The organism is Dyella soli, from assembly GCF_054482295.1.
This window is the reverse complement of sequence record NZ_JBTFFU010000004.1, coordinates 30,954-56,199: the sequence shown is the minus strand read 5'-3', so window position 1 is coordinate 56,199 and position 25,246 is coordinate 30,954. Positions and strand designations below refer to the sequence as shown.

General features: G+C 67.8%; 24 protein-coding genes. 11 read left to right on the top strand and 13 right to left on the bottom strand.

The window, feature by feature from the left end; translation table 11 throughout:
• Window positions 1–7: 7 nt before the first annotated feature.
• From accC to ACXU4B_RS16660, 7 genes are all read right to left on the bottom strand, one after another.
• Window positions 8–1,375: an acetyl-CoA carboxylase biotin carboxylase subunit gene (accC, locus tag ACXU4B_RS16690; RefSeq protein WP_131413400.1), complete on the bottom strand. Its 1,368-nt coding sequence runs from the start codon at window positions 1,373–1,375 to the stop codon at window positions 8–10.
• Window positions 1,376–1,395: 20 nt separating this feature from the next.
• Window positions 1,396–1,845, bottom strand: coding sequence for an acetyl-CoA carboxylase biotin carboxyl carrier protein (gene accB, locus ACXU4B_RS16685; RefSeq protein ID WP_131413402.1), 450 nt, complete (start codon window positions 1,843–1,845; stop codon window positions 1,396–1,398).
• Window positions 1,846–1,914: 69 nt separating this feature from the next.
• Window positions 1,915–2,370, bottom strand: coding sequence for a type II 3-dehydroquinate dehydratase (gene aroQ / locus ACXU4B_RS16680; RefSeq protein ID WP_131413404.1), 456 nt, complete (start codon window positions 2,368–2,370; stop codon window positions 1,915–1,917).
• A gap of 150 nt (window positions 2,371–2,520) precedes the next feature.
• The gene (locus ACXU4B_RS16675; protein WP_131413523.1) at window positions 2,521–3,063 is read right to left on the bottom strand and encodes a peroxiredoxin family protein; all 543 of its coding nucleotides are present in this window, start codon (window positions 3,061–3,063) and stop codon (window positions 2,521–2,523) included.
• Complete coding sequence (locus tag ACXU4B_RS16670; RefSeq protein ID WP_131413406.1) at window positions 3,063–5,261, bottom strand: protein-disulfide reductase DsbD family protein; 2,199 nt, start codon at window positions 5,259–5,261, stop codon at window positions 3,063–3,065. The genes ACXU4B_RS16675 and ACXU4B_RS16670 overlap by 1 nt, the downstream gene beginning before the upstream one ends.
• Before the next feature lie 101 nt (window positions 5,262–5,362).
• Window positions 5,363–6,277, bottom strand: a complete 915-nt coding sequence (locus tag ACXU4B_RS16665) for a DMT family transporter (protein WP_131413407.1) — start codon at window positions 6,275–6,277, stop codon at window positions 5,363–5,365.
• A gap of 65 nt (window positions 6,278–6,342) precedes the next feature.
• Window positions 6,343–7,032, bottom strand: coding sequence for a glutathione S-transferase N-terminal domain-containing protein (locus ACXU4B_RS16660; RefSeq protein ID WP_131413409.1), 690 nt, complete (start codon window positions 7,030–7,032; stop codon window positions 6,343–6,345).
• 109 nt (window positions 7,033–7,141) lie between these two features.
• Between ACXU4B_RS16660 and pdxR the strand changes: the two genes are divergently transcribed.
• Window positions 7,142–8,617, top strand: a complete 1,476-nt coding sequence (gene pdxR / locus ACXU4B_RS16655; protein WP_131413411.1) for a MocR-like pyridoxine biosynthesis transcription factor PdxR — start codon at window positions 7,142–7,144, stop codon at window positions 8,615–8,617.
• On the opposite strand, the gene cutA is transcribed toward pdxR, so the two are convergent.
• Window positions 8,587–8,904 carry a divalent-cation tolerance protein CutA gene (gene cutA, locus ACXU4B_RS16650; protein ID WP_131413413.1) on the bottom strand — a complete coding sequence of 106 codons (318 nt, stop codon included), beginning with the start codon at window positions 8,902–8,904 and terminating at the stop codon, window positions 8,587–8,589. The genes pdxR and cutA overlap by 31 nt on opposite strands.
• Before the next feature lie 353 nt (window positions 8,905–9,257).
• Here cutA and groES point away from each other — a divergent pair, with 353 nt between their 5' ends.
• A complete protein-coding gene (groES, locus tag ACXU4B_RS16645) occupies window positions 9,258–9,551 on the top strand; it encodes a co-chaperone GroES (protein ID WP_049623107.1) in 294 nt (97 codons plus the stop codon).
• Between the two features lie 95 nt (window positions 9,552–9,646).
• Window positions 9,647–11,290 (top strand): chaperonin GroEL, encoded by a 1,644-nt coding sequence (gene groL, locus ACXU4B_RS16640; RefSeq protein ID WP_131413415.1) that lies wholly within the window; start codon window positions 9,647–9,649, stop codon window positions 11,288–11,290.
• A 137-nt stretch (window positions 11,291–11,427) separates the two neighbouring features.
• Here the strand turns inward: groL and ACXU4B_RS16635 are convergent, their stop codons facing one another.
• Window positions 11,428–12,915: a DUF2252 domain-containing protein gene (locus ACXU4B_RS16635; protein ID WP_240734191.1), complete on the bottom strand. Its 1,488-nt coding sequence runs from the start codon at window positions 12,913–12,915 to the stop codon at window positions 11,428–11,430.
• 126 nt (window positions 12,916–13,041) lie between these two features.
• Between ACXU4B_RS16635 and ACXU4B_RS16630 the strand changes: the two genes are divergently transcribed.
• Window positions 13,042–13,212 (top strand): hypothetical protein, encoded by a 171-nt coding sequence (locus tag ACXU4B_RS16630; RefSeq protein WP_458910907.1) that lies wholly within the window; start codon window positions 13,042–13,044, stop codon window positions 13,210–13,212.
• Here the strand turns inward: ACXU4B_RS16630 and ACXU4B_RS16625 are convergent.
• Window positions 13,209–13,529: a hypothetical protein gene (locus ACXU4B_RS16625; RefSeq protein WP_131413417.1), complete on the bottom strand. Its 321-nt coding sequence runs from the start codon at window positions 13,527–13,529 to the stop codon at window positions 13,209–13,211. The genes ACXU4B_RS16630 and ACXU4B_RS16625 overlap by 4 nt on opposite strands.
• A gap of 378 nt (window positions 13,530–13,907) precedes the next feature.
• Here ACXU4B_RS16625 and glnE point away from each other — a divergent pair, with 378 nt between their 5' ends.
• Entirely contained in the window at window positions 13,908–16,748 is a 2,841-nt protein-coding gene (gene glnE, locus ACXU4B_RS16620; RefSeq protein WP_131413419.1) for a bifunctional [glutamate--ammonia ligase]-adenylyl-L-tyrosine phosphorylase/[glutamate--ammonia-ligase] adenylyltransferase, read from the top strand.
• Between the two features lie 27 nt (window positions 16,749–16,775).
• Here glnE and ACXU4B_RS16615 read toward each other — a convergent pair whose 3' ends face one another.
• Window positions 16,776–17,750, bottom strand: a complete 975-nt coding sequence (locus ACXU4B_RS16615) for a mitochondrial fission ELM1 family protein (RefSeq protein ID WP_131413421.1) — start codon at window positions 17,748–17,750, stop codon at window positions 16,776–16,778.
• Window positions 17,751–17,866: 116 nt separating this feature from the next.
• On the opposite strand from ACXU4B_RS16615, the gene ACXU4B_RS16610 reads away from it, so the two are divergent.
• Complete coding sequence (locus ACXU4B_RS16610; RefSeq protein ID WP_131413422.1) at window positions 17,867–18,460, top strand: malonic semialdehyde reductase; 594 nt, start codon at window positions 17,867–17,869, stop codon at window positions 18,458–18,460.
• Window positions 18,461–18,517: 57 nt separating this feature from the next.
• On the top strand, window positions 18,518–19,111 hold the full coding sequence (locus ACXU4B_RS16605) for a YceI family protein (protein WP_131413424.1): 594 nt from the start codon (window positions 18,518–18,520) through the stop codon (window positions 19,109–19,111).
• A gap of 66 nt (window positions 19,112–19,177) precedes the next feature.
• On the opposite strand, the gene ACXU4B_RS16600 is transcribed toward ACXU4B_RS16605, so the two are convergent.
• Entirely contained in the window at window positions 19,178–20,431 is a 1,254-nt protein-coding gene (locus ACXU4B_RS16600) for a Yip1 family protein (RefSeq protein ID WP_131413527.1), read from the bottom strand.
• 311 nt (window positions 20,432–20,742) lie between these two features.
• Here ACXU4B_RS16600 and ACXU4B_RS16595 point away from each other — a divergent pair, with 311 nt between their 5' ends.
• The 4 genes from ACXU4B_RS16595 (at window position 20,743) to ACXU4B_RS16580 (ending at window position 24,274) form a co-directional block, all read left to right on the top strand.
• Window positions 20,743–20,949 carry a zinc-finger domain-containing protein gene (locus ACXU4B_RS16595; RefSeq protein ID WP_205746628.1) on the top strand — a complete coding sequence of 69 codons (207 nt, stop codon included), beginning with the start codon at window positions 20,743–20,745 and terminating at the stop codon, window positions 20,947–20,949.
• 97 nt (window positions 20,950–21,046) lie between these two features.
• Window positions 21,047–22,171 carry a glycosyltransferase gene (locus tag ACXU4B_RS16590; RefSeq protein WP_131413428.1) on the top strand — a complete coding sequence of 375 codons (1,125 nt, stop codon included), beginning with the start codon at window positions 21,047–21,049 and terminating at the stop codon, window positions 22,169–22,171.
• Between the two features lie 67 nt (window positions 22,172–22,238).
• Window positions 22,239–23,510, top strand: a complete 1,272-nt coding sequence (locus ACXU4B_RS16585; RefSeq protein ID WP_131413430.1) for an O-antigen ligase family protein — start codon at window positions 22,239–22,241, stop codon at window positions 23,508–23,510.
• The gene (locus tag ACXU4B_RS16580; RefSeq protein ID WP_131413432.1) at window positions 23,507–24,274 is read left to right on the top strand and encodes a glycosyltransferase family 2 protein; all 768 of its coding nucleotides are present in this window, start codon (window positions 23,507–23,509) and stop codon (window positions 24,272–24,274) included. The genes ACXU4B_RS16585 and ACXU4B_RS16580 overlap by 4 nt, the downstream gene beginning before the upstream one ends.
• A gap of 12 nt (window positions 24,275–24,286) precedes the next feature.
• On the opposite strand, the gene ACXU4B_RS16575 is transcribed toward ACXU4B_RS16580, so the two are convergent.
• On the bottom strand, window positions 24,287–25,201 hold the full coding sequence (locus ACXU4B_RS16575) for a VirK/YbjX family protein (protein ID WP_131413434.1): 915 nt from the start codon (window positions 25,199–25,201) through the stop codon (window positions 24,287–24,289).
• Window positions 25,202–25,246: the final 45 nt, after the last annotated feature.

The window sequence follows — 25,246 nt, the reverse complement described above, 5'->3', positions numbered from 1 at the left end:
TGCTGGCTCAGCCGGGGTGGCCGGCCTTTTCCTTCTGTTCGGCCATGCGCTTTTCCAGGTAGTGGATGTTCTGTCCACCGTGCTGGAAACCGGCGTCGGCCATGATGCGTTGCTGCAACGGGATGTTGCACTTCACGCCTTCGATCACCGTCTCGGCCAGCGCCAGGCGCATGCGCGCGATGGCGGTCTCGCGATCCGGGCCGTGCACGATCAGCTTGCCGATCATCGAGTCGTAGTTCGGCGGAATGCGGTAGCCGTCGTACAAGTGCGTATCCACGCGCACGCCCGGGCCGCCCGGTGCTTCGAAGCGCTTCACCGTACCCGGCGAGGGCAGGAACGAATCGGGGTCTTCCGCGTTGATGCGGCACTCGATCGCATGGCCGTGGATCTTGATGTCTTCCTGGCGGATCGACAGCTTCTCGCCGCCGGCGATCAGCAACTGCTCGCGCACCAGGTCGATGCCGGTGATCAGCTCGGTCACCGGGTGTTCGACCTGGATGCGGGTGTTCATCTCGATGAAGTAGAAGCGGCCGTCCTCGAACAGGAACTCAAACGTGCCGGCACCGCGATAGCCGATGCGGATGCAGGCATCCACGCAGACCTTGCCGATCTGCTCGCGCAGTTCCGGCGTGATGCCCGGCGCGGGCGCTTCTTCCACCACCTTCTGGTGGCGGCGCTGCATGGAGCAGTCGCGTTCACCCAGGTGGATGGCGTTGCCCTGGCCGTCGGCCAGCACCTGGATTTCCACGTGGCGCGGATTCTCCAGGAACTTCTCCATGTACACCTGATCGTTGCCGAAGGCCGCCTTGGCTTCCTGCTTGGTCATGGTGATGGCGTTGCCCAGGTGCGCTTCGGTGCGCACCACGCGCATGCCGCGGCCACCGCCGCCACCGGCCGCCTTGATGATCACGGGATAACCGATCTCGCGGGCGATGCGTACGTTTTCCTCGACGTTGTCGCCGAGCGGGCCGCCCGAGCCGGGCACGCACGGCACGCCGGCGGCCTTCATGGCGCGGATCGCTTCCACCTTGTCGCCCATCAGGCGGATCACGTCCGCGGTCGGGCCGATGAAGATGAAGCCCGACTGCTCCACCTGCTCGGCGAAGTCGGCGCGCTCGGACAGGAAGCCGTAACCCGGGTGGATGGCCTGGGCGTCGGTGATCTCGGCCGCGGCGATGATGCGCGGGATGTTGAGGTAGCTGTCGACCGACGGCGCCGGGCCGATGCAGATCGACTCGTCGGCCAGGCCGACGTGCTTGAGGTTGCGGTCTGCGGTGGAGTGCACCGCCACGGTCTTGATGCCAAGACTGTGGCAGGCGCGCAACACGCGCAGGGCGATTTCGCCGCGATTGGCGATGACGACTTTCTCTAGCATGGGCATAGGTGTCAGGCCGCTCAGGCGATGACGAACATCGGCTGGTCGAATTCCACCGGCTGTCCGTTCTCGACCAGGATGGCCTGCACGGTGCCGGCCACGTCTGCCTCGATCTGGTTGAACATCTTCATCGCTTCGATGATGCCCAGCGTCTCGCCGGCCTTGACCTGCTGGCCGACCTTCACGAACGCCGCGGCGCCCGGGCTGGAGGAGGCGTAGAAAGTGCCGACCATCGGCGCCTTCACCACATGGCCGGCCGGCAGGGCCGGTGCGGCCGGTGCGGCTTCGGCCACCGGGGCGGCGGCTACCGGGGCGGCCACCGGAGCCGGCGCCGCCATCGGCGCCACGGTGACGGTGCCCTTGGGTACCCGCGACAGGCGGACGACTTCTTCGCCTTCCTTGATCTCGAGTTCTGCGAGGTTGGATTCCTCAAGCAGGTCAATGAGCTTCTTGATCTTGCGCAGGTCCATCGTTCAAACCTTTTCGTTGGTGCCGCGGTGGCGGCCGGAAGTGGAATGGGGTCGGCCCAGGGCCGGGAATCAGGAAGTGGCGCCGGAGCGGCCGAGGCGGTGCAGGGCGGCATCCAGTGCCAGCCGGTAGCTGTCCGCGCCCAAGCCGCAGATCACGCCCACGGCGAGGTCCGAGAGGTAGGAGTGGCGGCGGAACGGCTCGCGCGCATGCACGTTGGACAGGTGCAGCTCGATGAACGGGATCGCCACCCCGGCCAGCGCATCGCGCAGGGCGATGCTGGTATGGGTGAAGGCGCCCGGATTGATCAGGATGATCGCGGTGCCGTCGAGGCGGGCCTGGTGGACGCGGTCGACCAGCGCGTGCTCGGCGTTGGACTGGAACGCCTCCAGCCCGTGGCCCGCAGCCTGGGCCTGCGATAGCAGCAGCGCGTCGATATCGGCCAGCGTCTCGCGACCGTAGATTTCCGGTTCGCGCACACCCAGCAGATTGAGATTGGGTCCATGCAGGACCAGGATCTTCGCCACGCCTTGACCTTCGGTTGAACCGGCAGGGCCGGCTTCCGGCGCGGAGTGTGCGCGCCCCGGCGGATGTTGTCCAGTTCGGCGTAGTTCGGCGATGTTTGAAGGAGAAGTTAACGTTAAACCGTGCGCCGACGTATGGCGGCCGAAATCGCGTCAGGGCGCCGTCGGCGCCAGCCATTGCTGCAGGTCGCGGGCGTCCAGCGCGCCACGCCGGGTCGCCAGCACGCGGCCGTTTTCGTCAAGAAGCACGCTGTAGGGCAGCAGTTCGCCGACGTTTCCCAGCCGCAGCGAGGTGCTGGGGCTGTCGAGGCGGCCCAGCAGCACCGGATAGTTCAACGGATGGCTGGCCAGGAAGGCGCGCACATGGTCGGCATCGTCCATGGCAATGCCGACGACAATGGCTCCCTTTTCGCCGACGTTCGCTTGCGCCTTCACCAGGGCCGGCATTTCCTGCAGGCAGGGTCCGCACCAGGTGGCCCAGAAGTTGAGCAGCACGCGGCGGCCGCGGTAATCGGACAGGCGATGTTCCTTGCCGTCGAGCCCGGCCAGGGCGAGATCGGGTGCCGTCTCGCCTGTTGCGGCCACCTGCACGCCAGCCGGGACGCGGGCACGCTGGCTGGCGTGCTGCAGCCAGCCGCCGCCGATGGCGACGAGCACGGCCAGGCCCAAGATGGTCCAGTTGCTGCGGCTGAGCATCATCGGGTGCTGACCACCGGGGTACCCGCGGCCTTGGCCAGCGCCTCTTCCACCAGCGACGAGGTGAGTACCGTCGGCAGCATCCTGCCCTCGCCACCGTCTTTGGGGAACACTACGTAAAGCGGTACGCCTGGCGAGTGGTACTGCTGCAGGAACGCGGTGATGGCGGGATCCTCATTGGTCCAGTCGCCCTTCATGTAGACCGCGCCGGTGCGCTTGAGCAACTCGCGAAACGCGTCGGTTTCGAGCACGGCGTGCTCATTGGCCTTGCAGGTGATGCACCAGTCGGCCGTCATGTCGACGAACACCGGCGTACCCGCCTTGCGCAGCTCGGCCAGCCTGGCCGGCGTGAACGCGACCTGGCCCTCCGCAGCCACGCCTGCCACGGGGCTGGTGGCAGGCAGGCGCACCAGCGCGTAGAGCGGAACGGCCGTGAGCACGGCCAGCACGGCGACCAGCGCGCGGCTACGCACGCTGCGCCAGCGGCTGCGCTCGAACCACCACAGCGTCATCGACAGCAACACCGCCGCGACCAGCAGCAGACCCACCGCGTCCGCGCCGCGCTGGTGCGCAAGCACCCAGGCCAGCCAGACGGCCGCCAGGTACATGGGGAAGGCCAGCACCTGCTTCAGCGTCTCCATCCAGGCACCCGGCCGCGGCAGCAGTCGCGCCAGCGCCGGCACGAAACCGACGGCGAGGAACGGCAACGACAGGCCGATGCCGAGGGCGACGAAGACCAGCAGTGCCTGCGCGGGCGGCGCGGCCAGTGCAAAAGCCAGCGCGCTGCCCATGAACGGACCGGTGCAGGGGCTGGCCACCACCACCGCCAGTACGCCGGTGAAGAAATCGCCGCGCAGGCCCTGCCTGGCCGCCAGCGAGCTGCCGACATTGCCCAGCGAGGTCCCGAACTGCACCACGCCGGACATCGACAGGCCCACCGCCAGCATCACCAGCGACAGCGCCGCCACCAGCAGCGGGTTCTGCAATTGCACGCCCCAGGCTGCCTTCAGCGCGAGGATGGACAGACCCAGCAGGACGAAGCTGACCAGCACGCCGGCCGTGTACATCAGGGCATGGCTACGCCGGCGCGCTGCGTTTTCGCCGCTTTCGATCAGTGACACGGCCTTGATCGACAGCACCGGCAGCACGCACGGCATCAGGTTGAGCACCAGGCCACCGCCCAACGCCAGCAGCAGCGCGGACCACAGGCTCACGTCCAGTGCGCCGCCGGTGGCGCCGGCAGGCGGCATTTCAGGCGCGGGTGCGCTGGCGCTGCCGCTGGTCGGCGTGCTGCTGCCCAGGTCGATGCTGAGCGCGCGCGTCATCAGCGGGTAGCACAGCCCGCCGTCCTGGCAGCCCTGGAAGCTCGCCTCCAGCGCCAGCTGCGCATGCCCGGTCGTATCGCCCTCGACGGTCACCGGCAGTTCGACCTGATCGAAGAACACCGTGGTTTCGCCGAAATTCGGGTCCTTGTGGGTGATCCCTGCGGGCCACGCGGGCTGGCCCAGGCGGAGGCCGCCGGCATCCTTCAGATGCAGGGCGGTCTGGTCGCGGTAGAGGTAGTAGCCCTTGGGCATGGTCCAGCGCAGCAGCAGGTGCTGGCGGTCTTTGGCGAGCGCCTCGAAGCGGAACGCCTGTTCGGCCGGCAAGGGCGAGTTGCCCGTGCCGGCGGCGCCCTTGCTGCCGGCGCCCAGCTGGTCCAGCGCGGTGCCCAGGGACGCGCCCGCCGCAGCCGCTCCACCCGGCAGGGGCAGATCCAGCTGCTCGGTATGCGGCGGATAGCAGATCTTGGGCGCGACTTCGTGGCAGCCCTGGTACTGCACGCTCAGCCTGAGCCGGGTGGCGCCCGCGGCCAGCGTGTAGGGCACGCTGGCGTCGATGGCGTGGTGGTAGGTCTCCACGTCACCGAGGTATTCGTCGTGATGCTTCTCGCCGTCGGGCAGCTGCGCATCGCCCAGGCTGACACCGTCGCCGGCCTTGAATTTCATGCGGCCGCGATAGAGGTAGTAGTCCGGCGCGATGGTCCAGTGCAGCTTCACCACGCCGGGCGCGGAGGTGTCAGCGCTGAGCTTGTACGCCTCGGTCACCGGCAGCAGGCCGTCGAGGTCGTCCTGCGCGAGCGCCGGCAGCACCGGCGACCACAGGCACAGCAAGGCGGCAAGGCGGGCGGCCAGGCGGCCGGGATGGATCAGGCGCATTTCGACTCCTGCTAGGGAGAGACCCGCGCCGTCGCGCGGAAGACCCGGGATTATGGCTCACCTTCGCAGACGGAGCCGGCTTCAGGATGGACCACGGCGATTCAGGCGTGTTCCGTGATCCCTTCGCTCGAGCGGGTCTCGCGGTTACCAGGACGCAGCAAGCCGGTGGTCAAGGCCACCCCCAGCAGGATCACCACGCAGCCGCCGGCCATGGCGACGGTGACCGGCTCATGCAGGAACAGCAGGCCCCAGATCACGCCGAACACCGGGATCAGGAACAGCACCACCATGCTGCGGGCCGCGCCGACCCGAGCCATCAACCGGTAGAACAGCACATAGGCGAGCGAGGTGCAGACCGCGGCCAGGCCGAACATCGCCACCCACGCGGTCACGCCGGGCATGCGTGCCGGCCACATCCACACGGTGAGCGGCAGCAACACGGCGGCCGCCACCAGCTGGCTGCCGGTGGCCACGCTCAATGGCGTCACGCCGCGCAGGGTCCGGTGGCTGACATGGGCGCCCACGGTGTAGCAGATGTTGGCGCCCACGCAGGCCGCCATCGCCCAGCCCGACGCGCCGGCGCCATGGCTGAAGCCGACCGTGCCGGCCACCAGCCACACCACGCCGGTAAAACCGATCACCAGGCCGCTGGCCTGGGTGGCATTGAGCCTCTCGCTGAACAACATCCAGCCCGACAGCGCCACCAGCAGCGGGGCGATGGCATCGGAAATGGCGGACACGCCGGCCGGCAGGCTTTGCGCGGCATAGGAGAACAGCACGAACGGCACCGCCGAGTTGGCCAGGCCCACGATGACGATGGGGCGCCAGTGGGTGGCCATTTCCCGCAGTCGCTGGCGTGACAGCAGCAGCGGCGCCGAACAGATCGCCGCGCCGATGGCGCGCATGCCGGCCAGCGCCATGCCGCCGAACTCGTCCGCACCCATGCGCATGAACAGGAAGGAGGCGCCCCAGATGGCTCCGAGCGACAGCAAGGCGAGGTAATCGGACTTCTTCATGGCGAGGCCTAGGGGTTTATGCGGCCAAAGTAATCCAGGGTAGTGCCAGAACCTGTCAGCAGTGTTCAGCGCTTGTCCTGCCCGAACAGCACGCGGCGCTCGTCCTCCGACAGCGCCTGCTTCGGCGCATAGGCGTTTTCCACGCCCTCATAGGTGCGCTGCGTGGCCGGGCGGGCCGACATGGCCAGGAACCAGCGCTCCAGGTTCGGAAAATCCGCCAGCGTCTGGCCGTGCGCCTCGTGCGGCACGATCCACGGATAGCAGGCGATATCGGCGATGGAAAACGCCCCGGCGATGAACTCGCGATCGGCCAGGCGGCGGTCCAGCACGCCGTAGAGGCGGGCGGTCTCCCGCGTATAGCGGTCGATCGCATAGGGCACCGGCTCCGGCGCATAGACATTGAAGTGGCCGATCTGGCCGGCCATCGGCCCCAGGCCTGCCATCTGCCAGAACAGCCACTGCAGCACCTGGGTGCGGCCGTGGGGGTCCGTCGGGATCAGGCGCCCGGCCTTCTCCGCCAGGTAAAGCATGATCGCGCCCGATTCGAACAGGGTAACGGGGGCCCCGCCGCCGGCGGGCGCGTGGTCCACGATCGCCGGGATCTTGTTGTTCGGTGAAATGGCCAGGAAGGCCGGCTGGAACTGCTCGCCCTTGCCCAGGCTGACCGGGGTGATGAAGTAGGGCAGGCCGATTTCCTCGAGGAACAGCTTGACCTTCAGGCCGTTCGGCGTGGCGGCGAAGTACAGCTCGATCATGGAACGTGCTCCGGCAGTGGCGATGGGCCCAGTGTCGCGGTTCAACTGGTCTTGAAAAAGAACCAGATCAGGTGAATTCTTTAGGTCCAGTCAAGCGGGGCACCTGCTCATGGACCAGCCGCTGGCCTTCGCCATCGAGCTTCCTTCACGCGGCCGCCTCGAGGCGCTGCACGGCCAACTGCGCGCCGCCATCCTGGATGGGCGGCTGGCCGGCGGCCAGGGCCTGCCGTCGACCCGCGGGCTGGCCGCTTCGCTGGGTCTCTCGCGCAACACCGTGGTGGCTGCCTACGACCGGCTGCTCAGCGAGGGCTACGTGTCCGCGCGGCAAGGCGCGGGTTACCTGGTGAGCTCAGGGCTCGCCCGCCAGGAGGCGAGGGTGGTCCGCGGTGCCGACGGCGACCGGCGGCTGGCCCCGCCGTGGCGGCATGCGGTGATGCCGGTGCGCACCAGCGCGCCGGCCTCTTTCCGCCACGACCTGCGGGTGGGTTTCCCGGATGCCTCGCGTTTTCCCTTCGACGTCTGGCGCCGGCTGGCGGCGCGCGCCCTGCGCAACCTGTCGCGCAAGGCGGCCGGCTATCCCGCGCCGGCCGGTCGGCGCGCGCTGCGCGAGGCCATCGCCGGGCATGTGTCCTTTGCGCGCGCGGTGACCTGCGGCGCCGACGATGTGGTGGTTTGCAACGGCGCGCAGCAGGCCTTCGATCTGCTGGCGCGGATCCTGGTCACGCCGGGGCGCACGGTCGTCGCGGTGGAGGACCCCGGCTATCCGCCGCTGCGCGCCGCCTTCGCGGCGGCCGGGGCCCGCGTGGTGCCGGTGCCGGTGGACGGGGAAGGCCTGGTGGTCGAGCGTCTTCCCGCCACTGCCCGCGTGATCTACGTGACGCCCTCGCACCAGTTTCCGCTGGGCATGGTGATGTCGCCGGCGCGGCGCATGGCCCTGCTCGACTTCGCGCGTCGCCACGGAGCGGTGATCATCGAGGACGACTACGACGGCGAGTTCCGCTACGGCGACCGCCCGCTGGATGCGCTGCAGACGCTGGATCGCGATGGCCTCGTGTTCTACGTGGGTACCTTCTCCAAGAGCCTGTTTCCTGCGCTCCGGCTGGGCTACGCGGTGGCGCCGCCGTGGGCGTTGGCGGCGCTGGTGCAGGCGCGGCAGGTCTGCGACTGGCACGCCGACGTGCTGGCGCAGGACACGCTGGCCTCGTTCATCGCCGAAGGCCACCTTGCCCGCCATGTGCGCAAGATGCGGCGTATCTATGCCGAGCGCCGCGAGGCCCTCATCGATGGCCTGGTTCGACATGCGGGCGAATGGCTGGCGCTGCAGGGTTCCGATGCCGGCTTGCACGTGGCTGCGCTGCTGCCACCCGAACTGGATGCCGGCGCCCTGGTGCAACGCGCGCTGGCGCAGGACATGCGCATCGAGGCGCTGTCCGGCTATGCGATCGGCGCGACCGCCCCCAACGGGCTGGTGTTCGGCCTGGGCACGCTGCCGGCCGCGCGCATGGACGAGGCCACGCAGGCGCTTGGACGCCTGTTGAGGACGCCGGTACCGGCTCAGCCTTCGCCGCGCACCCAGTCCAGGTAGGCCTCGTGGCCCTGCGCCACGGGCACCGCGATCAGTTCCGGCAGGTCGTACGGATGCAGGGCCAGCACCCGCTCCCGCAGCGCGTCGAAACGGCCCGCAGTGGTCTTGATCAGCAGCAAGTCCTCGCTGTCGCAGGTCACCTCGCCCTGCCAGCGATAGGTGGAGCGGATCCCCGGCAGGTGGTTGACGCAGGCGGCCAGCCCTTCGCCGACCAGGGCTTGGGCCAGGGCCTGCGCGCTGGCGGCATCGGGGCAGGTGCAATAGCAGAGCAGGACGGTGTCGGGCATGGGCGGCAGACTAGCCCGACTGCCGGGCTGGCAAAACCCGGGCCGGCAGGTCGCGCCATGTCCAGCCTCTGGCGGAGGCCCGGCCCGCCGGCCTTCGCCGGGGTGGCCGCCCATGCGGGTTTCCCGGGTGGTCGTCGGGTCCCCGGACCGCCGATTTCACGGGCCCGACCCTTGAAAGCCCCCGGCGCTTCCCCCATTGCAGGACTCAGCCATCGGACCGGCGCCTCTTGCAGGGGGGCTTTGCGTCGTTAGAATTGGCACTCACCTCCGGGGAGTGCTAACAAGCGCCAGCACAGGCGTCGCTCCGGGGTCCCACTTTCGTTCAACCCATTCAACCAAGCTGGAGCCCACCCATGAGCAAACTGCGTCCGCTGCACGATCGCGTCATCGTCAAGCGTCTCGAAGAAGAGCGCGTCTCCGCTGGCGGCATCGTCATTCCCGACAGCGCCACCGAAAAGCCGACCCGCGGCAAGGTCATCGCTGCCGGCACCGGCCGCATCCTGGAAGACGGCAATGTGCGCCCGATGTCGCTGAAGGAAGGCGACGTGGTGCTGTTTGGCAAGTACGCCGGCCAGGAAATCAAGATCGACGGCGAAGAGCTGGTCTTCCTGAAGGAAGACGACATCGTTGCGGTTATCGAAGGCTGATTGGCTTGACGGGGTCTAGCGCGAGATCCGCGCTTTGTAGAAGCCCTGTCGCCAGCGTCCCCATTCCTATTCAATTTTTTTGAGGCAAAAAAATTATGGCAGCTAAAGAAGTCCGCTTCGGCGAAGACGTACGCGCACGCATGCTCAAGGGTGTCAACACCCTGGCCAATGCGGTCAAGGTCACCCTGGGTCCGAAGGGCCGCAACGTAGTGATCGAGAAGAGCTTCGGCGCCCCGACGGTGACCAAGGACGGCGTGTCCGTCGCCAAGGAAATCGAACTGGCCGACAAGTACGAGAACATCGGCGCCCAGATCGTCAAGGAAGCCGCGTCCAAGACTTCCGACGTCGCCGGCGACGGCACCACCACGGCGACCGTGCTGGCCCAGGCGTTCATCCAGGAAGGCCTCAAAGCCGTGGCCGCCGGCATGAACCCGATGGACCTCAAGCGCGGCATCGACCTGGCCGTGTCCACCGCCGTGGGCGAGCTGAAGAAGCTCTCCAACCCGACCGCTGACGACAAGGCGATTGCCCAGGTCGGCACGATCTCGGCCAACTCCGACGCCAACATCGGCGACATCATCGCCACCGCGATGAAGAAGGTCGGCAAGGAAGGCGTGATCACGGTCGAGGAAGGTTCGGGTCTCGAGAACGAACTCGACGTCGTCGAAGGCATGCAGTTCGACCGCGGCTACCTGTCGCCGTACTTCATCAACAACCAGCAGTCGCAGCAGGTTGAACTGGACGACCCGTTCATCCTCATCCACGACAAGAAGGTCTCCAACGTCCGCGAGCTGCTGCCGGTGCTGGAAGCCGTCGCCAAGGCCGGCAAGCCGCTGCTGATCGTCGCCGAGGAAGTGGAAGGCGAAGCGCTGGCCACCCTCGTGGTCAACACCATCCGTGGCATCGTCAAGGTTGCCGCCGTGAAGGCGCCGGGCTTCGGCGACCGCCGCAAGGCCATCCTGGAAGACATCGCCATCCTCACCAATGGCGTGGTGATCTCCGAGGAAGTGGGCCTGGCCCTTGAGAAGGCCACCATCACCGACCTGGGCCGCGCCAAGCGCGTGGTGATCACCAAGGAAAACACCACCATCATCGACGGTGCCGGTGAAGCCGAGCGCATCCAGTCGCGCATCGGCCAGATCAAGGCGCAGATCGAAGAGACCTCTTCGGACTATGACCGCGAGAAGCTGCAGGAGCGCGTGGCCAAGCTGGCTGGCGGCGTGGCCGTCATCAAGGTCGGTGCCGCTACCGAAGTCGAGATGAAGGAAAAGAAGGCCCGCGTCGAAGACGCCCTGCACGCCACCCGTGCGGCCGTTGAAGAAGGCGTGGTACCGGGCGGTGGCGTGGCGCTGATCCGTTCGCTGAAGGCGCTGGAAGGCCTGAAGGGTCAGAACACCGACCAGGACCTGGGCATCGCCATCACTCGTCGTGCGCTGGAAGCCCCGCTGCGCGCCATCGTGGCCAACGCCGGCGACGAGCCGTCCGTCATCCTCAACAAGGTGAAGGAAGGCAACGGCAACTTCGGTTACAACGCGGCCACCGGCGAGTTCGGCGACATGATCGCCTTCGGCATCCTGGACCCGACCAAGGTGACCCGTTCGGCCCTGCAGTTCGCTGCCTCGGTGGCTGGCTCGATCATCACGACCGAAGCGGCCGTGACCGAAGTGCCGAAGAAGGACGAAGGCCATTCGCACGGTGCGCCGGGCGGCATGGGTGGCATGGGCGGCATGGACTTCTAAGTCCGGCTCTCCCAGCCTCGCTACGAAGAAAACCCCGCCTCGCGCGGGGTTTTCTTTTGCCCGTCCGCGCATGGTGCCGGCGTGGGCACGGCCAGCGCGCTGCCGCGTCGGTCAGGCCCGGCAACGCAGCTGCGCGCTCATTGAATCGACGCCGCGTCGATGCGTCCCGCCCTTGCCGCCGCCACCAGCGCCGCGTGATCGCGTTCGTTCTGCCTGGCATAGGCCACCGAGAAAGTGGCGATGGCATCGGCGAAGGCGTCGCTCTTGCCCAGGTAGGCCGCGAGCAGCACGGCGTCGCCGGATCGCGCATGGGCGCGCGCCAGCGTGTGGGCGCACAGGCTCCCGTAGCGCCGGAGGTTCGACGGAGTCATCAGCTCGACCTGGGGCGACACCTTGGCATCGCGCAGTTGCCGCACATAGAAGTGGCGCTTCGGTCCCTGCGTCCAGCCCAGGAACATGTCGCTGGCGGCCTGCATCAGGCGCTGCCCGACCACCACGCGCTCACCCTGGTGCGAAAACCTGGTCTTGCCGACGAAGGGGGCAATGACGGAAGCCCGTGCTTCCTTGAACTGCAGGAACAGCGGATCGCCGCTGCCCGATACGAGCAGAATGATGCCGCAGTAGGTGCCGACGCTGCCGACGCCGACGACCTTGACGGCCGAGTCCATGGGAACGAAGCGATCGAGCAGCACCCTTCGCTCTGGCGCCAGCGATTCGCGATAGTCCGCGAAGGCCTTGAGCCGTTCTTCCGGGGAAACCTCGGACCCAACCTTGAGGTCGTGATAGATCAGCGGCGGCTCGTCCTGGATGCGCGGCGGCGAACCGCCGGCCACCGTCAACTTGACGAACTCTTTGGTGTGCGCCGTGTATTCCATCGCCTTCCTGACGCTCTTGGTGGCAAGCTTTTTCATCTGCTTGTCTTCCATGCGGTCGATGACGTCCTGCAGGTTGATGTGGTCGTACCAGGCCTCGAGCAGCGGCATCGAGGCGTACTCCTCCATGTGGTCCCGGTAGGCCGAAGCGGCGCTCCATGCGGCGTCGCGTGCATCATCGTCGGAGAAGCCGTTTGCCTGCGCGGCCACCACGAGGCTGGCGCACAGTCGCTTCACGTCCCACTCCCATGGCCCGATCGTGGTTTCGTCGAAGTCGTTGATGTCGAACACCAGCTTGCGCTCGGGCGTGGCGAAACCGCCGTAATTCACCAGGTGGGCATCGCCGCAGATCTGCACGTCGATGCCTGTGCGTGGCGTGGTGTGCAGGTCGCCGGCCATGATGGCCGCCGCCCCGCGGTAGAAGGCGAACGGCGACTGCATCATGCGGCCATAGCGAATCGGCACCAGCGACTCGATGCGACCTTTGGATGTTTCGACCAGGATGTCGATCGGGTCGGTGCGTCCCTTGCCGGACTTCCAGTTCGCCTGGTCCTTGCGCGAGCACTTTTCCCGGATCACCTTGGCCATCGCCTGCCGGTCTTCGACGATCAGGTGCAGCGACTCCTGCGACAGCAGATCGTTCGTGCCCTCGACCGCGGCGTGCTTGCCGCCATTACCGCGGTGGCGCGGGCCGCCACGGCCTGCGCGAGGCGCCTTGGCGGCGGAAGTCTGCTGCTCTGATGCCGTGGACATGGTGGCCTCCGATCGGGGCAAGGCGTTGCCGATGGCGTGGTGGCCGGATGGCCGGAACTCAATTTGACGCCTGTAGGCCGCAAAGCGGAACCGTAAAATTACTAGGCCGGCGCGCTGGCGCCTGACGTGAAGAACCGGCCTGCACACCGGCTGATGGCCGGCGTCTTCAACGAAACCTTCGTGCCTGTCCGCACGCGCCGCAGCGACCTGCTTTCCGGCAACCGCGATTTCCGAAGCACCAACAAAAAAGCCCCGGGTTTCCCCGGGGCCTTGTTGCGCAAGTCGAGTACCGCTTAGCCGCCGGTCTGTGCGCCAGCTTCGACCTTGGTATCGGCCTTGACCTTGGCCTTGTGCGTGGTGGCCTTGTGAGCCGCGTGCGTGGTGCCGGTGGTCGCCTTGGCGGCGGTCTTCTCGGTGGTGCCGACGGCCGAATCGGCCGCCTTGCTGCTCATGGCAGCCGTCTGGTCGACGGTCTTGCCGGCGGCGTCCTGAGCCGCCGCGGTGTTCGCACTGGCCGAGACCTTGGCCGCTGCGGCAGCGTCCTGCGCAAAGGCAGGCACAGTCAGGACGGAAGCGGCGGTGACGATGAGGGCGGCAAGCAGGGTCTTACGCATGTGGCCAATCTCCAGTGGGGGTATGCCGCGAAGGCGTTGCTTCGTGGCTGGGATCAACGCTAGACGTGCTCGGCCATACCGAAGCTGAACCAATCCGGCCTGCTTTAGCCGGCAGACAGCACGCTGAATTTTCGCTGCGCGGCCAGCAGAAAACGTGTTCCAGCCCACTTGCTTTCCGTGGCGTGCGGCAGCCTTTCTCGATTTGTTTGGACGTCCATCCGGTCCATGGGTCGGCGTGGCTGCCCGCAGCGTCCCTGTAGTGCTGGTCTCTCCGGCAGGTCGCCGTGGCGCGCCGGACCGCGCGCCCCGGGGTGGCGGCGAGGCGTGGAGCGCGGGGCCGGCTCGGCATTCGTGGTCGTGGTGCGGCACAATGGGACGATGCCTGCCATGGAATCCCCGGCGCTGCGTGCGCTGATCGACGACCGCTACGGCGAACTGGTTGCCCGCTGCCGCATCGCCGGCGTGCCCCTGCACGACGATGCGGGCGTGGCCGAGCGCATCCGCAGCACCTTGCTCGCCAGTGATTTCGCCTTTGACACCTGGTTCCGCCAGCCCGGCTGGCTGGCGCCCCAGGGGCTCGAGCGCCTGCGCTCGGGCAGCGATGCCAGTGCGCGCATCGATGCGCTGCGCTTGGCCGACGACGAGGAGTCGTGCCTGACCGAGCTGCGCCGGTTTCGTCATGCAGAGGCGTTGCGGCTGGTGTTCCGCGACGTCAATGGCCTCGATGAATTGCCCGAGACGCTGTCGGCCACCAGCGTGCTGTACGAAGCGCTGCTTGGCGCCGCGCTGGCCTGGTCCGAGCGCGCCATGGCCAGGCGTTACGGCCACAGCCGCAGCCACGACGGCGTGCTGCAGCGCATGCTGGTGGTCGGGTTTGGCAAGCTGGGCGGCAGCGAGCTGAACTTCTCCTCCGACATCGACCTGGTGCTGGCTTACCCGCATGGCGGCCAGAGCGACGGTGCGCGCTCGCTCGACAACAGCGAATATTTCGTGCGACTGGCGCGCCAGCTGGTGCGCCTGCTCAACGAACCCACGGTCGACGGCATCTGCGCGCGCGTCGACCTGCGCCTGCGTCCGTTCGGCAATGCCGGCCGGCTGGCCTTGCCGTTTTCGGCGATGGAGCAGTACTACCAGAGCGAAGGCCGCGACTGGGAGCGCTACGCCTGGATCAAGGCGCGCGCGGTGGCGGGCGACCGCCATGCCGGCAAGCAGCTGCAGGAACTGCTGCGGCCGTTCGTGTACCGCAAGTATCTCGACTACACCGCATTCGCCGGCCTGCGCGAGATGAAAGCGCTGATCGATGCCGAAGTGGCGCGCAAGGATCTTGCCGACAACCTCAAGCTGGGCCCGGGTGGCATCCGCGAGATCGAGTTCGTCGTGCAACTCATGCAGCTGATCCGCGGCGGACGCGAACCGAGCCTGCGCGTGCGCGGCCTGTTGCCGGCGCTTACCGCCTGCGAGGCGCGCGGGCATATCAGCGCGGCTCGGGCCAAGGCGTTGCGCGAGGCCTACGTGTTCCTGCGCCGCGTGGAGAACCGGGTGCAGATGCTGCGCGATGCGCAGACGCACGACATTCCCGGCGACGCGCTCAGCCGCGAGCGCATCGCGCTTGGGCTCGGCCATGCGTCGTGGGACGAACTGGCGGCCGAGCTGGCCAAGCATCGCGCGAACGTCAGCGAGGAATTCGCGGAAGTCCTGATGCCCCAGGGCGGTCGCACGGCATCGGCGCCGCTGGCGGACGTGGCGCTGTGGCGGCACGCCTGCGTCGAAACGCTCGACGCCGGCCTGATGACCGCCTCGGGTTTCGCGCCTGGCCTGGAAGCCGCCGAAGCGCTGCAGAAGCTGACCCAGGCGGCCGCGGTGCGCGCCATGCCACAGCGTTCGCGCGAGCAGCTGGATCGCCTGATGCCGCAGTTGCTGGCGGTCGCGCGCAACAGCGCCGCGCCGGTGGCCTGCCTGCTGCGCCTGTGCCGGCTGGTGCAGGCGGTGGCCCGGCGTTCGTCGTATCTGGCTTTGCTGGAGGAACAGCCCGCCGCGCGCCTGCGGCTGGCGCGACTGTTCGCGGAGAGCGCCTTCCTCGCCGAGCGCGTGATCGCGCAGCCGCTGCTGCTGGACGACGTGCTCGACCCGCGCATCGATCAGCTGCCGCTCAAGCGCGCCGACATCAGTGCCGAGATCGCCCGCGTGCTGGCGACGCTGGATGAGCGCGAGGCCGAGGCGGAGCTGGAGCGCATCAACGAGTTCAAGGCCAGCGTGGCGTTCCGCCTGGGCCTGGCCTTCAACGATGGTCGCGCCGATGCCGTCGCCACCGCGCGGCGACTGGCGGTGCTGGCCGAGTCCATCGTGGTTGCGGTGACTGCGCTGGCGGAGCGTGAGCTGGTCGCGCAACACGGCCGCCTGCCGGGCGAAGGCACCGGCTTTGCGGTGCTGGGCTATGGCAGCCTGGGTGGCGAAGAGCTGGGTTTTGCCTCCGACCTCGACCTGGTGTTCGTCTATGACGGCAGGCGCGCGCACGCGATGAGTGACGGGGCGCGGCCGCTGGAAGGTTCGCGCTGGTACCAGCGGCTGGCCCAGCGCGTGATGAACTGGCTCACCGTGCTGACGCGCGCAGGCCGCCTCTACGAGGTGGATACGCGGCTGCGTCCGGACGGTTCGAAGGGCCTGCTGGTAAGCAGCCTGGAGTCGTTCGACGCCTATCAGAAGAGCCGCGCCTGGACCTGGGAGCACCAGGCGCTGTTGCGCGCGCGACCCGTGGCCGGCGATGCGGCGCTGCACGCCGAACTGGCGACCGTGCGCCGCGACGTGCTGGCGGTGGCGCGTGACCGCGCGGCGGTGCTGCAGGAAGTGGGCAGCATGCGCCAGCGCTGGCGCGCCGAACGGGATCGCTCCGATGCCGGCCAGTTCGACCTCAAGCAGGGGGCGGGCGGGCTGCTCGACATCGAATTTGCGTTGCAGGGACTGGTGCTTGCGCACGCCGCCGAACATCCGGCCTTGCTCGGGATCACCGCCAACGCCGGCCTGATCGAAGCCTGCCGCAACGCCGGCCTGCTCGATGGCGGCCAGGCGGGCGCCTTTGCCGAAGCCCATGCCGAACTGCTGCATCGTGCGTTGGCCTGCACGCTGGACCTGCGCTCGCGCATCGCGCCGCGCGATGCCGAGCTGGACCGGCTGTGCGCCAGCGTGCAGAGCGTCACGCAGCGACTCGGCTTCGTGTTCTGAGCTAGGCCAAGCCTGCAGCCCGGCCGGCTAGCCAGCCTGCCGGGCGGCGATGCGTTCGCGCAATGCCGCGGCGATGGCCGTCGTTTCACGCAAGGGCGCGGCGGGCGCGGCGGGCACCGCATCGAGTGCATGCAGTCGACCTGCCTCACGCAGCGCACGATGGAAACGTTCGAGCTTGTCGGGCAACGGCGCGGTGACGAGTGTCTGCACCGGGCAGCCGACCGCGCAGGCTTCGGAGAGCATGTTCACCGAGTCCGGCGTCACCACCAGTCGATCGGCCCAGCCCAGCACGGCCGGATAGGGATTGCCACCGTCGTTGTCGCCGGACCAGACCAGGCCGGGAATGCCTGCAAGCCGGCGGCGCATGCGCTCGACCAGCGGCCCGGGCGTACGCCGGGAAGCCAGCGCCAGCATGCTGCCTCCGTCGGCCTGTTGCTGCGCCAGCAGCCGGTCCGTCAGCGCATCGATGTAGCTGGCATCGAAGGCCACGCCTTTGCGCGGGCCACCCAGCAACACGCCGACGCGCGGGCGCGGCAAGGTGGCCAGCGCGGGATCGGCGTCGCGGCCATCCTGCAGCCAGGCGTCGTCCACCGGATTGAGCGACCCCAGCAGTTGCAGCACGTTGGGGCCCTTGAGCAGGTCATGCAGCGGGGCGATGACCGCATCCCAATGGCGGGGATCGATGCGCGGATCAAGAATCTGCACGGTATAGCAGCGCCCATGACTGAGGGGCCGCAGCAGCCGTGTGTAAAGCGCCGACCGCCGGCCGCAGCCGATCGCCACCGCGGGCCACGGCGGCTCGAACTGCCGCCTCTGCGCGCCGGCAAGCGCCAGGCGTGCGCCCAGGGTCAGGCGCGGGGCCAGCCATGACCAGGGGACGCGCGGTTCGGGCTGCAGGTGACGGATGGGCAGGCCCATCTTTTCGGCCAGGGCCAGCGCCTGCCGTTGGTTGCCGGCCGCGCCATCGGTGATGACCCAGCAGTCGCCATGCAGCCTGGTCATGGGGGCGTCGGCGGCATTGTTTCTCGAAACAGCACAGTTCGTTCCATTTGCCTGGGTCCTGTTTGCCCGCGCCCACGCTTACACTGTAGGACTGTTGCTCCACCCAAAGGATACCCATGAGCGAGATGCTTTCCGAGGCCGCCCTCGACCAGTTGTTCCGCAGCGCCCGTACGTTCAACGCGTGGTTGCCGAAAGAGGTCACCGACGCCCAGTTGCACGAGCTCTACGAACTGGCCAAGTTCGGTCCGACCAGCGCGAACTCCTCGCCGATGCGCCTGGTGTTCCTGAAGTCGAAGGCGGCCAAGGAGAAGTTGTCGCCGTTCCTTTCCGACAACAACCGCGCCAAGACCATGGCCGCGCCGGTCACTGCCATCGTGGCCACCGATTTCGAGTTCTACGAAAAGCTGCCGACCTTGTTCCCGCATGCCGATGCGCGCAGCTGGTTCGCCGGCAACCAGCCGTTGATCGATGCCACCGCATTCCGCAATGGTTCGTTGCAGGGCGCCTACGTGATCATGGCGGCGCGCGCGATCGGGCTCGACTGTGGCCCGATGTCCGGCTTCGATGCCGCCGGCGTGGACGCCGCCTTCTTTGCCGGCACCACCTTCAAGGCCAATTTCCTCATCAACCTCGGCTATGGCGACGCCAGCCGTGACCTGTTCCCGCGCAGTCCCCGCCTCTCGTTCGACGAGGCCTGCCGGATCGCCTGAAATGACGGCATTCGCCGTCGACTAATGCAGTCCCCACCCCTTCTGGAGATAAAACGCATGCGTGCTATCCGCTTTCTCGTTCTCGCCGGCCTGATCGGCGCGGCCGCCACCGCCCAGGCGGCCCCGGTTACCTACAAGATGGACCCGGGCCATACCCAGGTGCTGTTCAGCTGGAACCACTTTGGCTTCTCCAACCCCAGCGCCAACCTCGGCCTGGGCGATGGCACCCTGGTGTTCGACGACAAGGACCCGACCAAGTCGTCGGTCGACGTGACCCTGCCGCTGGCCGACCTCGACACCCACGTGAGCAAGCTCGACGAACACCTGAAGAAGCCGGACTTCCTCGACGCCGACAAGTACCCGGCCGTCACCTTCAAGAGCACCAAGGTGCAGCCCGTGGGCGGCAACAAGTTCAAGGTGACCGGCGACCTGACCGTGCACGGCGTGACCAAGCCGGTGGTGCTCGATGCCACGCTCAACAAGAGCGGCGAGCATCCGATGATGAAGGTGGCGACGGTGGGCTTTGACGCCACCACCACCCTGAAGCGTTCGGATTTCGGCGTCGGCGCCTACGTGCCGAACGTCAGCGACGAGATCAAGGTGCGCATCACCACCGAGGCTTCGGTGCCGAAGGTCGAAGCCACCAAGTAAGTCGGCTGGCTGCAAAAAGAAGCCCGCATCATCGCGATGCGGGCTTTTTCTTGTCCGCTGGGGAATTCAGTGGCTGGTGACGCCTTCGTTCTTGAGGGACTCGAGCTTGTCCAGGTCGACGCTGCCGACCGCCTGCTTCAGCTGGTCGATGCTGTCCGCGTTGCCGGACGCCTTGACCGAGAAACGCTGGGCCACGATCACGCCGTATTCGCCGCGCCTGGCGCTGGTGTCCCACTCCTCGTGGGCCAGGCGGCCGTTGTTCGTATAGGTCTTTTCGTAGCCGTGGTCGGTCTGCTGCTCGGACTCCGGCGCCATCGCGCTGGCCATGGCCATCATGCCGCGCATGCTGCCCGTATCGGACACCTCCAGCTGCACGTTGTGGCCCTGGTCATCGCTGTAGGTCGCATGGGCCGTGGTGAGCTGCACGCCCATCGCGGTGTTGCGCGAGGCGGACCATTCGCCCCGCTTCATGCTGCCGAGGCTGTCGGGCAGCATGGCCTTGATGGTGTCGGGCGGCAGCGACTGCACGCGGCCGTCCGCGCCCGCCATCTTGCCCATCGCGGCCTGTTGCGCAGCGGTATCGCCGGACTTCTGTGCCGCGGCCAGTTCCTTGCTGGCCTGCTGCGCCTGCTCGCCCATCGCGGCCAGCTTGCCCAGCGAGCTGTTGGCGTCCAGCGTGACCTGCGTGCCATCGCTGCCGGTGATGTGCATGGTGCCCATCGAGGTGCCGGTGAGGGCGGCCGTGCCGACGATGCCACCCACGATCAGGGCGGCGATCCAGCTGAGCACGATGGTGATGATGATGGCCACGGCCGTATAGCCGCCGGCCTTGTCGGGCGGGCAGCGCATGGTGTGCGGCAGGCCGAGGTAAAACAGGTAGATGCCGTAGATGACGCCGGCAAGCGTCACCAGCCAGCCGAGCCAGGGAAGGATCACGGCAATGCCGGCGATCCAGCCGGCGGTCCAGGCGTAGGCCACCGTCTTGAGCGCCTGCACGGGGTCCTTCTGCCCGCCGAAGGTCGGCGCCAGTGCGTTGACGATCAGCGCCACCACATAGGCCACCAGCAGCGCCAGCAGGTAGTGCACCACCATGCCGACCAGGCCCATGCCGACCGGCGAGTGCAAGTGCATGCCCCAGCCGCTGTAACCGATCAGGCTGCCCTTGATGAAATGGGCAATGACCGGCAGCGCCGCCACGATGGCGATGTATCCGCGGAAGAGGCCGCTGACGGTGTCCGGTTCCGCGGCGATCACCGGCCACTCGGTTTTCGGCGTGAGCAGGATGGCCTTGATGCGGGCGAGGATTTTTCCGAAGTCCATGTCGATCCTTGTGTAGCGCGTGTCGGGCGGACGCAGTCCGGGGATCGGCAGCCGTTCCATCCGCGGTTGCTGGCGCGGTCCGTGGCGCGGACGGGGTGCTGGTCGTGGCCATCGATGCACACAGGCGCAAGGCGGCGAGGGTGTCGGGCTCCCCGCCCCGGGCTGGCTGCGTGCGGATTCTCAACCTAGCGTTGGACGTCCGCCCATCGGTCTCACGGGCTATGACGTACGGCAAGGGCGGCGCCGGCCGTTCCCGGGCCGGGCCGTCCTGCTAACATGGCTGGTCCGGTGTCCTGATGGAGTTTTCCCCCATGTCGCATTCCCCTGCGGCCACCCCGTTGATCCCGGCGAATGCCGAAAATCGTTATGAAGTGACGCGCGCGGACCTTCCGCTGTCCTGCCCGATGCCCGGCATGGCGCTGTGGAACTCCCATCCGAAGGTCTATCTGCCCATCGTGGACGACGGTGGCGAGTCCACATGTCCTTATTGTGGCGCGCATTACGTCCTTCGCGACTGAGCCCAGGCCCCCCGGATGCATGTGGAATGCCCGCCACGGCGGGTTTAGGCACGATTGCTGCTTGCCTCTAGGGATGAAGGCACCTTTCGAACAAATCATGTCAGCAGTCGCGACCCCAGCCAGATCACTGACCGTAGTTCAGCTGATCCCCGGCCTGCACTCGGGCGGCGCGGAGCGTTCCGCGCTGGAGATCGCGCGCGCGCTGGTCAAGGCGGGTCACCAGTCCATCGTGATCTCCGCCGGTGGCCGCATGGTGCCGCAGCTGGAAGCGGAAGGCAGTCGCCACATCACCCTGGATATCGGCCGCAAGTCGCTGCGTACGCTCATGCGCGTGGGCGAGTTGCGGCGGCTGTTGCGCGAACTCAAGCCGGACATCGTCCACGCCCGCTCGCGCCTGCCGGCGTGGCTGGGCTGGTGGGCCATCAAGGGCCTCAAGCCGGCGCCGCACTTCGTGACCACCGTGCACGGGCTCAATTCGCCTGGCCGCTACAGCGCGATCCTGCTGCGCGGCGAGCGGGTCATCGCCGTGTCGCAGACACTGCGAGATTTCATGCTCAGCCACTACCCGTGGCTGGAGCCGGCCCGCGTGCGCGTGATCCCTCGCGGCATCGATCCTGATGCGTTTCCCTACGGGCATCGCCCCGACGATGGCTGGAGCAAGGCTTTTTTCGCCGAGTTCCCCAGCCTGGCCGGCGCGCCCTTGCTGACCTTGCCCGGCCGCGGCACGCGGCTGAAGGGTCACCATGACGCCATCGAGCTGGTGGCCGAACTCAAGCGGCGCGGCATCGACGTGCGCCTGATCCTGCTCGGCGTGATCGAGCCGGGCCGCGAGGCGTACGTGTCAGAGCTGCGCGCACTGATCCGCGAGCGGGGGGTCGAGTCGCAGGTCGTGCTGACGCCACCCCGTGGCGATGTGCGCGACATTTACGCGATCTCGTCCCTGGTCCTGCAGCTGTCGAACAAGCCCGAATCGTTCGGTCGCACGGTGATCGAGGCCTTGTCGCTGTGCCGCCCGGTCCTGGGCTATGCGCATGGCGGCGTCGGCGAACTGCTGGCCGAGCTGTATCCGGCCGGGCGCGTGCCGCCCGCCGATCGCGAGCGCCTGGTCGAGCGTGCCGCGGAGCTGCTGCGCGTGGCGCCGCCCATTCCGATGCTGCAGAGCTATCGGCTGACCGACATGCAGCAGGCTACCCTGGCCCTCTACGACGAGCTGACGGCCTGAGCCTGCGCGCCCGGAACGGCAGGTGGCTCACCTACAATGCGTGGGCCGCCCGCCAAAGCCTGTCTGCATGCGTTCAATCGCCGATGCCCTGAAGTCCGCCCTGCGTTCGCCCGTGCTGCCGTTCTGGCTGGTGATCGCCTTGCTGCCATTCGGGCGCAGCTCGGAACTGGGAACCTTCCTGTGCCTGCTCGGCGTGGTGCTGCTGTTTGCACGCCACCCGGCGGCGTTGCGCGAACATCCCGGTGCGCGCCTGCTGTTGTGGCTGCTGGCCGCCTACGTGGGCGCGGCGCTGCTGTCGGCGATCGACTCGCTGGCGCCGGGCACCAGCTGGTCCACCGTGGCCGGGCTGCTGCGCTATGTCCCGCTGGGTCTCTACGCCTGCTTTGCGATCCGGCGCGAACAAAGGCTCGATGCGCTGTATCTCGCCGTCGCCGTGGTGCTGGTCGCCTGGGCGCTCGACGCCTGGGTGCAGGCGCTGACCGGCTGGAGCCTGGGCGGGCACGCCGAACCTGAGCGCATCTCGGGGATTTTCGGTGCGGGCAATCTCAAGCTCGGCCCGACGCTGTCCGTGCTGTCGCCGTTCGTGCTGTGGACGGCGCACCGTCGCTGGGGCGGCAAGGGCCTGCTGCTGGCGTTCGTGCTGCTGCTGGGACCGGTGCTGCTGTCGGGCTCGCGCGCATCGTGGCTGTGCTACGCGCTCGCCGCGCTGGGTGTCGCGTGGCGGGTCTCGCCGTCCACCGGGCGCTTCGTGGCCGCCAGCGGCTTTGGCCTAGTGCTGCTGGCGCTGGCCGGTGGCGTGGCCTGGAAGACGTCCGAGCGCTTTCACCTGCGCATGGAACGCACGCTGCAGGCCTTGCCGGGCTCCGGCCAGTCGCTCGACACCGCGCTCACCGGGCGACTGGACATCTGGCGCACCAGCATCGCCATGTTCAAGGCACACCCGGTCAATGGCGTCGGTGTGCGGGCGTATCGGCATGCTTACCCGGCGTTCGCGCCCGCCAACGACCACTTCATGACCGACGAGCCCTGCGGCGTGGGCCAGGGCGCATGCCATGCCCACCAATGGGTGCTCGAAGTGCTCACCGAAACCGGCACGCTCGGGCTGCTGCTCTGGCTCGCGGCCATCGGCCTGGCCATCGCCGCGTGGCGGCGTGCCGACGCAGCGGTGCGCGCACGCGCGTTCCCGGTGACGCTGGCGCTGGGCGTCATGCTGTTCCCGCTCAACACGCACCTGGCCTTCTATTCGGCCTGGTGGGGCCTGTTGTTCGCCTGGTTGCTCGGGCTGTGGTGCGCGGCGTTGTTCGTGCTGCCGACCGCGCAAGACGGGGAGACGCCATGACGCGCGAGCCGCTGTCGGTGGTGCTGATCACCTACAACAATGCCGACACGCTCGACGCGTGCCTGAGCGAAGTCGACTGGGCGGAGGAAATCGTCGTGCTCGATTCGGGTTCCACCGACGACACCGTGGCCATCGCCAGGCGGCATGGCGCACGCGTGGCGGTACACCCGTTCGACGACTACGGCCCGCAGAAACAGCGCGCCTGCGACATGGCCAGCCACGACTGGATCCTCAACCTCGACGCTGACGAGATCCTCTCGCCGGGAACGCGCGGCATCATCGAGCGCGTGCTGGTGCAGCCCCGCCATGCCGGCTTCCGCCTGCCCCGGCGCGAGCGGATGTTCTGGACCGTGCAGCACCGCCTGAGCTGGCGCAACGGTCACCTGCGACTGTTCGACCGGCGGCGCGGCGGCATGAACGATGTCGACGTGCATGCCGCGGTCGAAGTGCGTGGCCCCGTCAGGACTTTGTGGCGCGCGGATTTCGTCAACAACGGCGACGGCGACATCGCCACCCGCGTGGAGAAGATCAACCGCTACACCACCGGCATGGTGGCCTACAAGCTGCGCAAGCGGCAGCGCTTCACAGGTTTGCGCATGGTGTTCTACCCGCCGTTGTTCTTCCTGCGCCAGTACATCGGCAAGCGCTATTTCCTCAACGGCTGGGCCGGCTTCATCGCCAGCGTGACCGGTGCGTTCTACGCCTTCCTCAAGTACGCCAAGCTGCACGAGGCCCGCGAGCAGCAACGACGCGCGGGCCGCTGAGGCGCCGGCGGCTCAGGCTGCCTGCGGCCACGCGGGTGGCGGCGCCTGCAGTGCCGCAAGCAGGTGCTCGCAGGCCTCGCGGCGCAGCGACTCACGGCGACGGAAGGCGGAGCGGTGCTTGCTTTCCACCTGGGCCTCGTCGCGCTCCGGCTCGACGCTCGGCAGCGCATAGAACCCGTCGGACTGCAGCACGCCCTGGCACTCCTCCCAGAAGCTGTCGTAGTCCGCCTTGATCTTGTCGGCTTCACCGGCGAACGGATGCGCCAGGTTGCTGACGCCGCGGATCTGGCGGGTTCCTGCGAAGGAACCGAACGCCAGCAGCAGCGAGAACAGAAGGTTCTTGGGCCGCAGGCCGTAGCATTGCTTGGTGAGGTCGCGGACGGCATCGCGTCCCAGTTCGGCGGCCGCGCCCTGGATGCAGCCGATGAGCAGCGTGCGACCCTCGTCGGTGACGCTGAAGGTGGCCGATGACAGCAACTGCCCCACCGCATTGGCGAGGCACAACGCCAGTTCGCCTTCGCGGCTGCGGCCGGTCGGGCGGCGCAGCTCGAGCATCAGCTCGCTGCCGTCCTTGAGGGCCAGCACGCCAAGCGGAAAGCGGCCATCGAGATAGACCGCGTCGACCATCGAGGCGGGCAACTGGCCGAACACGAAGCGATAGTGGCTGCGGATGACCGTCATCCGTTGCGCACGACCTAGCCGGCGGTTGATGTAGTGGTGGTGCCAGCGCTCGTGCAGTCGCGGATCGCGGACGAGCACCTGCTGCAGCCGGGGCGATCCGTACAGGTCTTGCAGCCACGCCGACTGGCGCCGCGCCATGCCGATGCTTCGTGCAACATACTTGAGGCCGGCGGCGAGTCGCTTGGGAGGCGAGCCTCGCCAGTCACGGCGTTTGCGCAGGGAGCGCAGGAACAGCCTGAGGGACATGGTTGATACGTGTCGGGGAAAACGCCGACGCGTTTTTACATGAGC

What these genes read in the sequence shown, in the direction of transcription:
- accC (WP_131413400.1), bottom strand. Translation starts at nt 1,375, where the DNA reads ATGCTAGAGAAAGTCGTCATCGCCAATCGCGGCGAAATCGCCCTGCGC.
- accB (WP_131413402.1), bottom strand. Translation starts at nt 1,845, where the DNA reads ATGGACCTGCGCAAGATCAAGAAGCTCATTGACCTGCTTGAGGAATCC.
- ACXU4B_RS16675 (WP_131413523.1), bottom strand. Translation starts at nt 3,063, where the DNA reads ATGCTCAGCCGCAGCAACTGGACCATCTTGGGCCTGGCCGTGCTCGTC.
- ACXU4B_RS16670 (WP_131413406.1), bottom strand. Translation starts at nt 5,261, where the DNA reads ATGCGCCTGATCCATCCCGGCCGCCTGGCCGCCCGCCTTGCCGCCTTG.
- ACXU4B_RS16665 (WP_131413407.1), bottom strand. Translation starts at nt 6,277, where the DNA reads ATGAAGAAGTCCGATTACCTCGCCTTGCTGTCGCTCGGAGCCATCTGG.
- ACXU4B_RS16660 (WP_131413409.1), bottom strand. Translation starts at nt 7,032, where the DNA reads ATGATCGAGCTGTACTTCGCCGCCACGCCGAACGGCCTGAAGGTCAAG.
- pdxR (WP_131413411.1), top strand. Translation starts at nt 7,142, where the DNA reads ATGGACCAGCCGCTGGCCTTCGCCATCGAGCTTCCTTCACGCGGCCGC.
- cutA (WP_131413413.1), bottom strand. Translation starts at nt 8,904, where the DNA reads ATGCCCGACACCGTCCTGCTCTGCTATTGCACCTGCCCCGATGCCGCC.
- groES (WP_049623107.1), top strand. Translation starts at nt 9,258, where the DNA reads ATGAGCAAACTGCGTCCGCTGCACGATCGCGTCATCGTCAAGCGTCTC.
- groL (WP_131413415.1), top strand. Translation starts at nt 9,647, where the DNA reads ATGGCAGCTAAAGAAGTCCGCTTCGGCGAAGACGTACGCGCACGCATG.
- ACXU4B_RS16635 (WP_240734191.1), bottom strand. Translation starts at nt 12,915, where the DNA reads ATGTCCACGGCATCAGAGCAGCAGACTTCCGCCGCCAAGGCGCCTCGC.
- ACXU4B_RS16625 (WP_131413417.1), bottom strand. Translation starts at nt 13,529, where the DNA reads ATGCGTAAGACCCTGCTTGCCGCCCTCATCGTCACCGCCGCTTCCGTC.
- glnE (WP_131413419.1), top strand. Translation starts at nt 13,908, where the DNA reads ATGCCTGCCATGGAATCCCCGGCGCTGCGTGCGCTGATCGACGACCGC.
- ACXU4B_RS16615 (WP_131413421.1), bottom strand. Translation starts at nt 17,750, where the DNA reads ATGACCAGGCTGCATGGCGACTGCTGGGTCATCACCGATGGCGCGGCC.
- ACXU4B_RS16610 (WP_131413422.1), top strand. Translation starts at nt 17,867, where the DNA reads ATGAGCGAGATGCTTTCCGAGGCCGCCCTCGACCAGTTGTTCCGCAGC.
- ACXU4B_RS16605 (WP_131413424.1), top strand. Translation starts at nt 18,518, where the DNA reads ATGCGTGCTATCCGCTTTCTCGTTCTCGCCGGCCTGATCGGCGCGGCC.
- ACXU4B_RS16600 (WP_131413527.1), bottom strand. Translation starts at nt 20,431, where the DNA reads ATGGACTTCGGAAAAATCCTCGCCCGCATCAAGGCCATCCTGCTCACG.
- ACXU4B_RS16595 (WP_205746628.1), top strand. Translation starts at nt 20,743, where the DNA reads ATGTCGCATTCCCCTGCGGCCACCCCGTTGATCCCGGCGAATGCCGAA.
- ACXU4B_RS16590 (WP_131413428.1), top strand. Translation starts at nt 21,047, where the DNA reads ATGTCAGCAGTCGCGACCCCAGCCAGATCACTGACCGTAGTTCAGCTG.
- ACXU4B_RS16585 (WP_131413430.1), top strand. Translation starts at nt 22,239, where the DNA reads ATGCGTTCAATCGCCGATGCCCTGAAGTCCGCCCTGCGTTCGCCCGTG.
- ACXU4B_RS16580 (WP_131413432.1), top strand. Translation starts at nt 23,507, where the DNA reads ATGACGCGCGAGCCGCTGTCGGTGGTGCTGATCACCTACAACAATGCC.
- ACXU4B_RS16575 (WP_131413434.1), bottom strand. Translation starts at nt 25,201, where the DNA reads ATGTCCCTCAGGCTGTTCCTGCGCTCCCTGCGCAAACGCCGTGACTGG.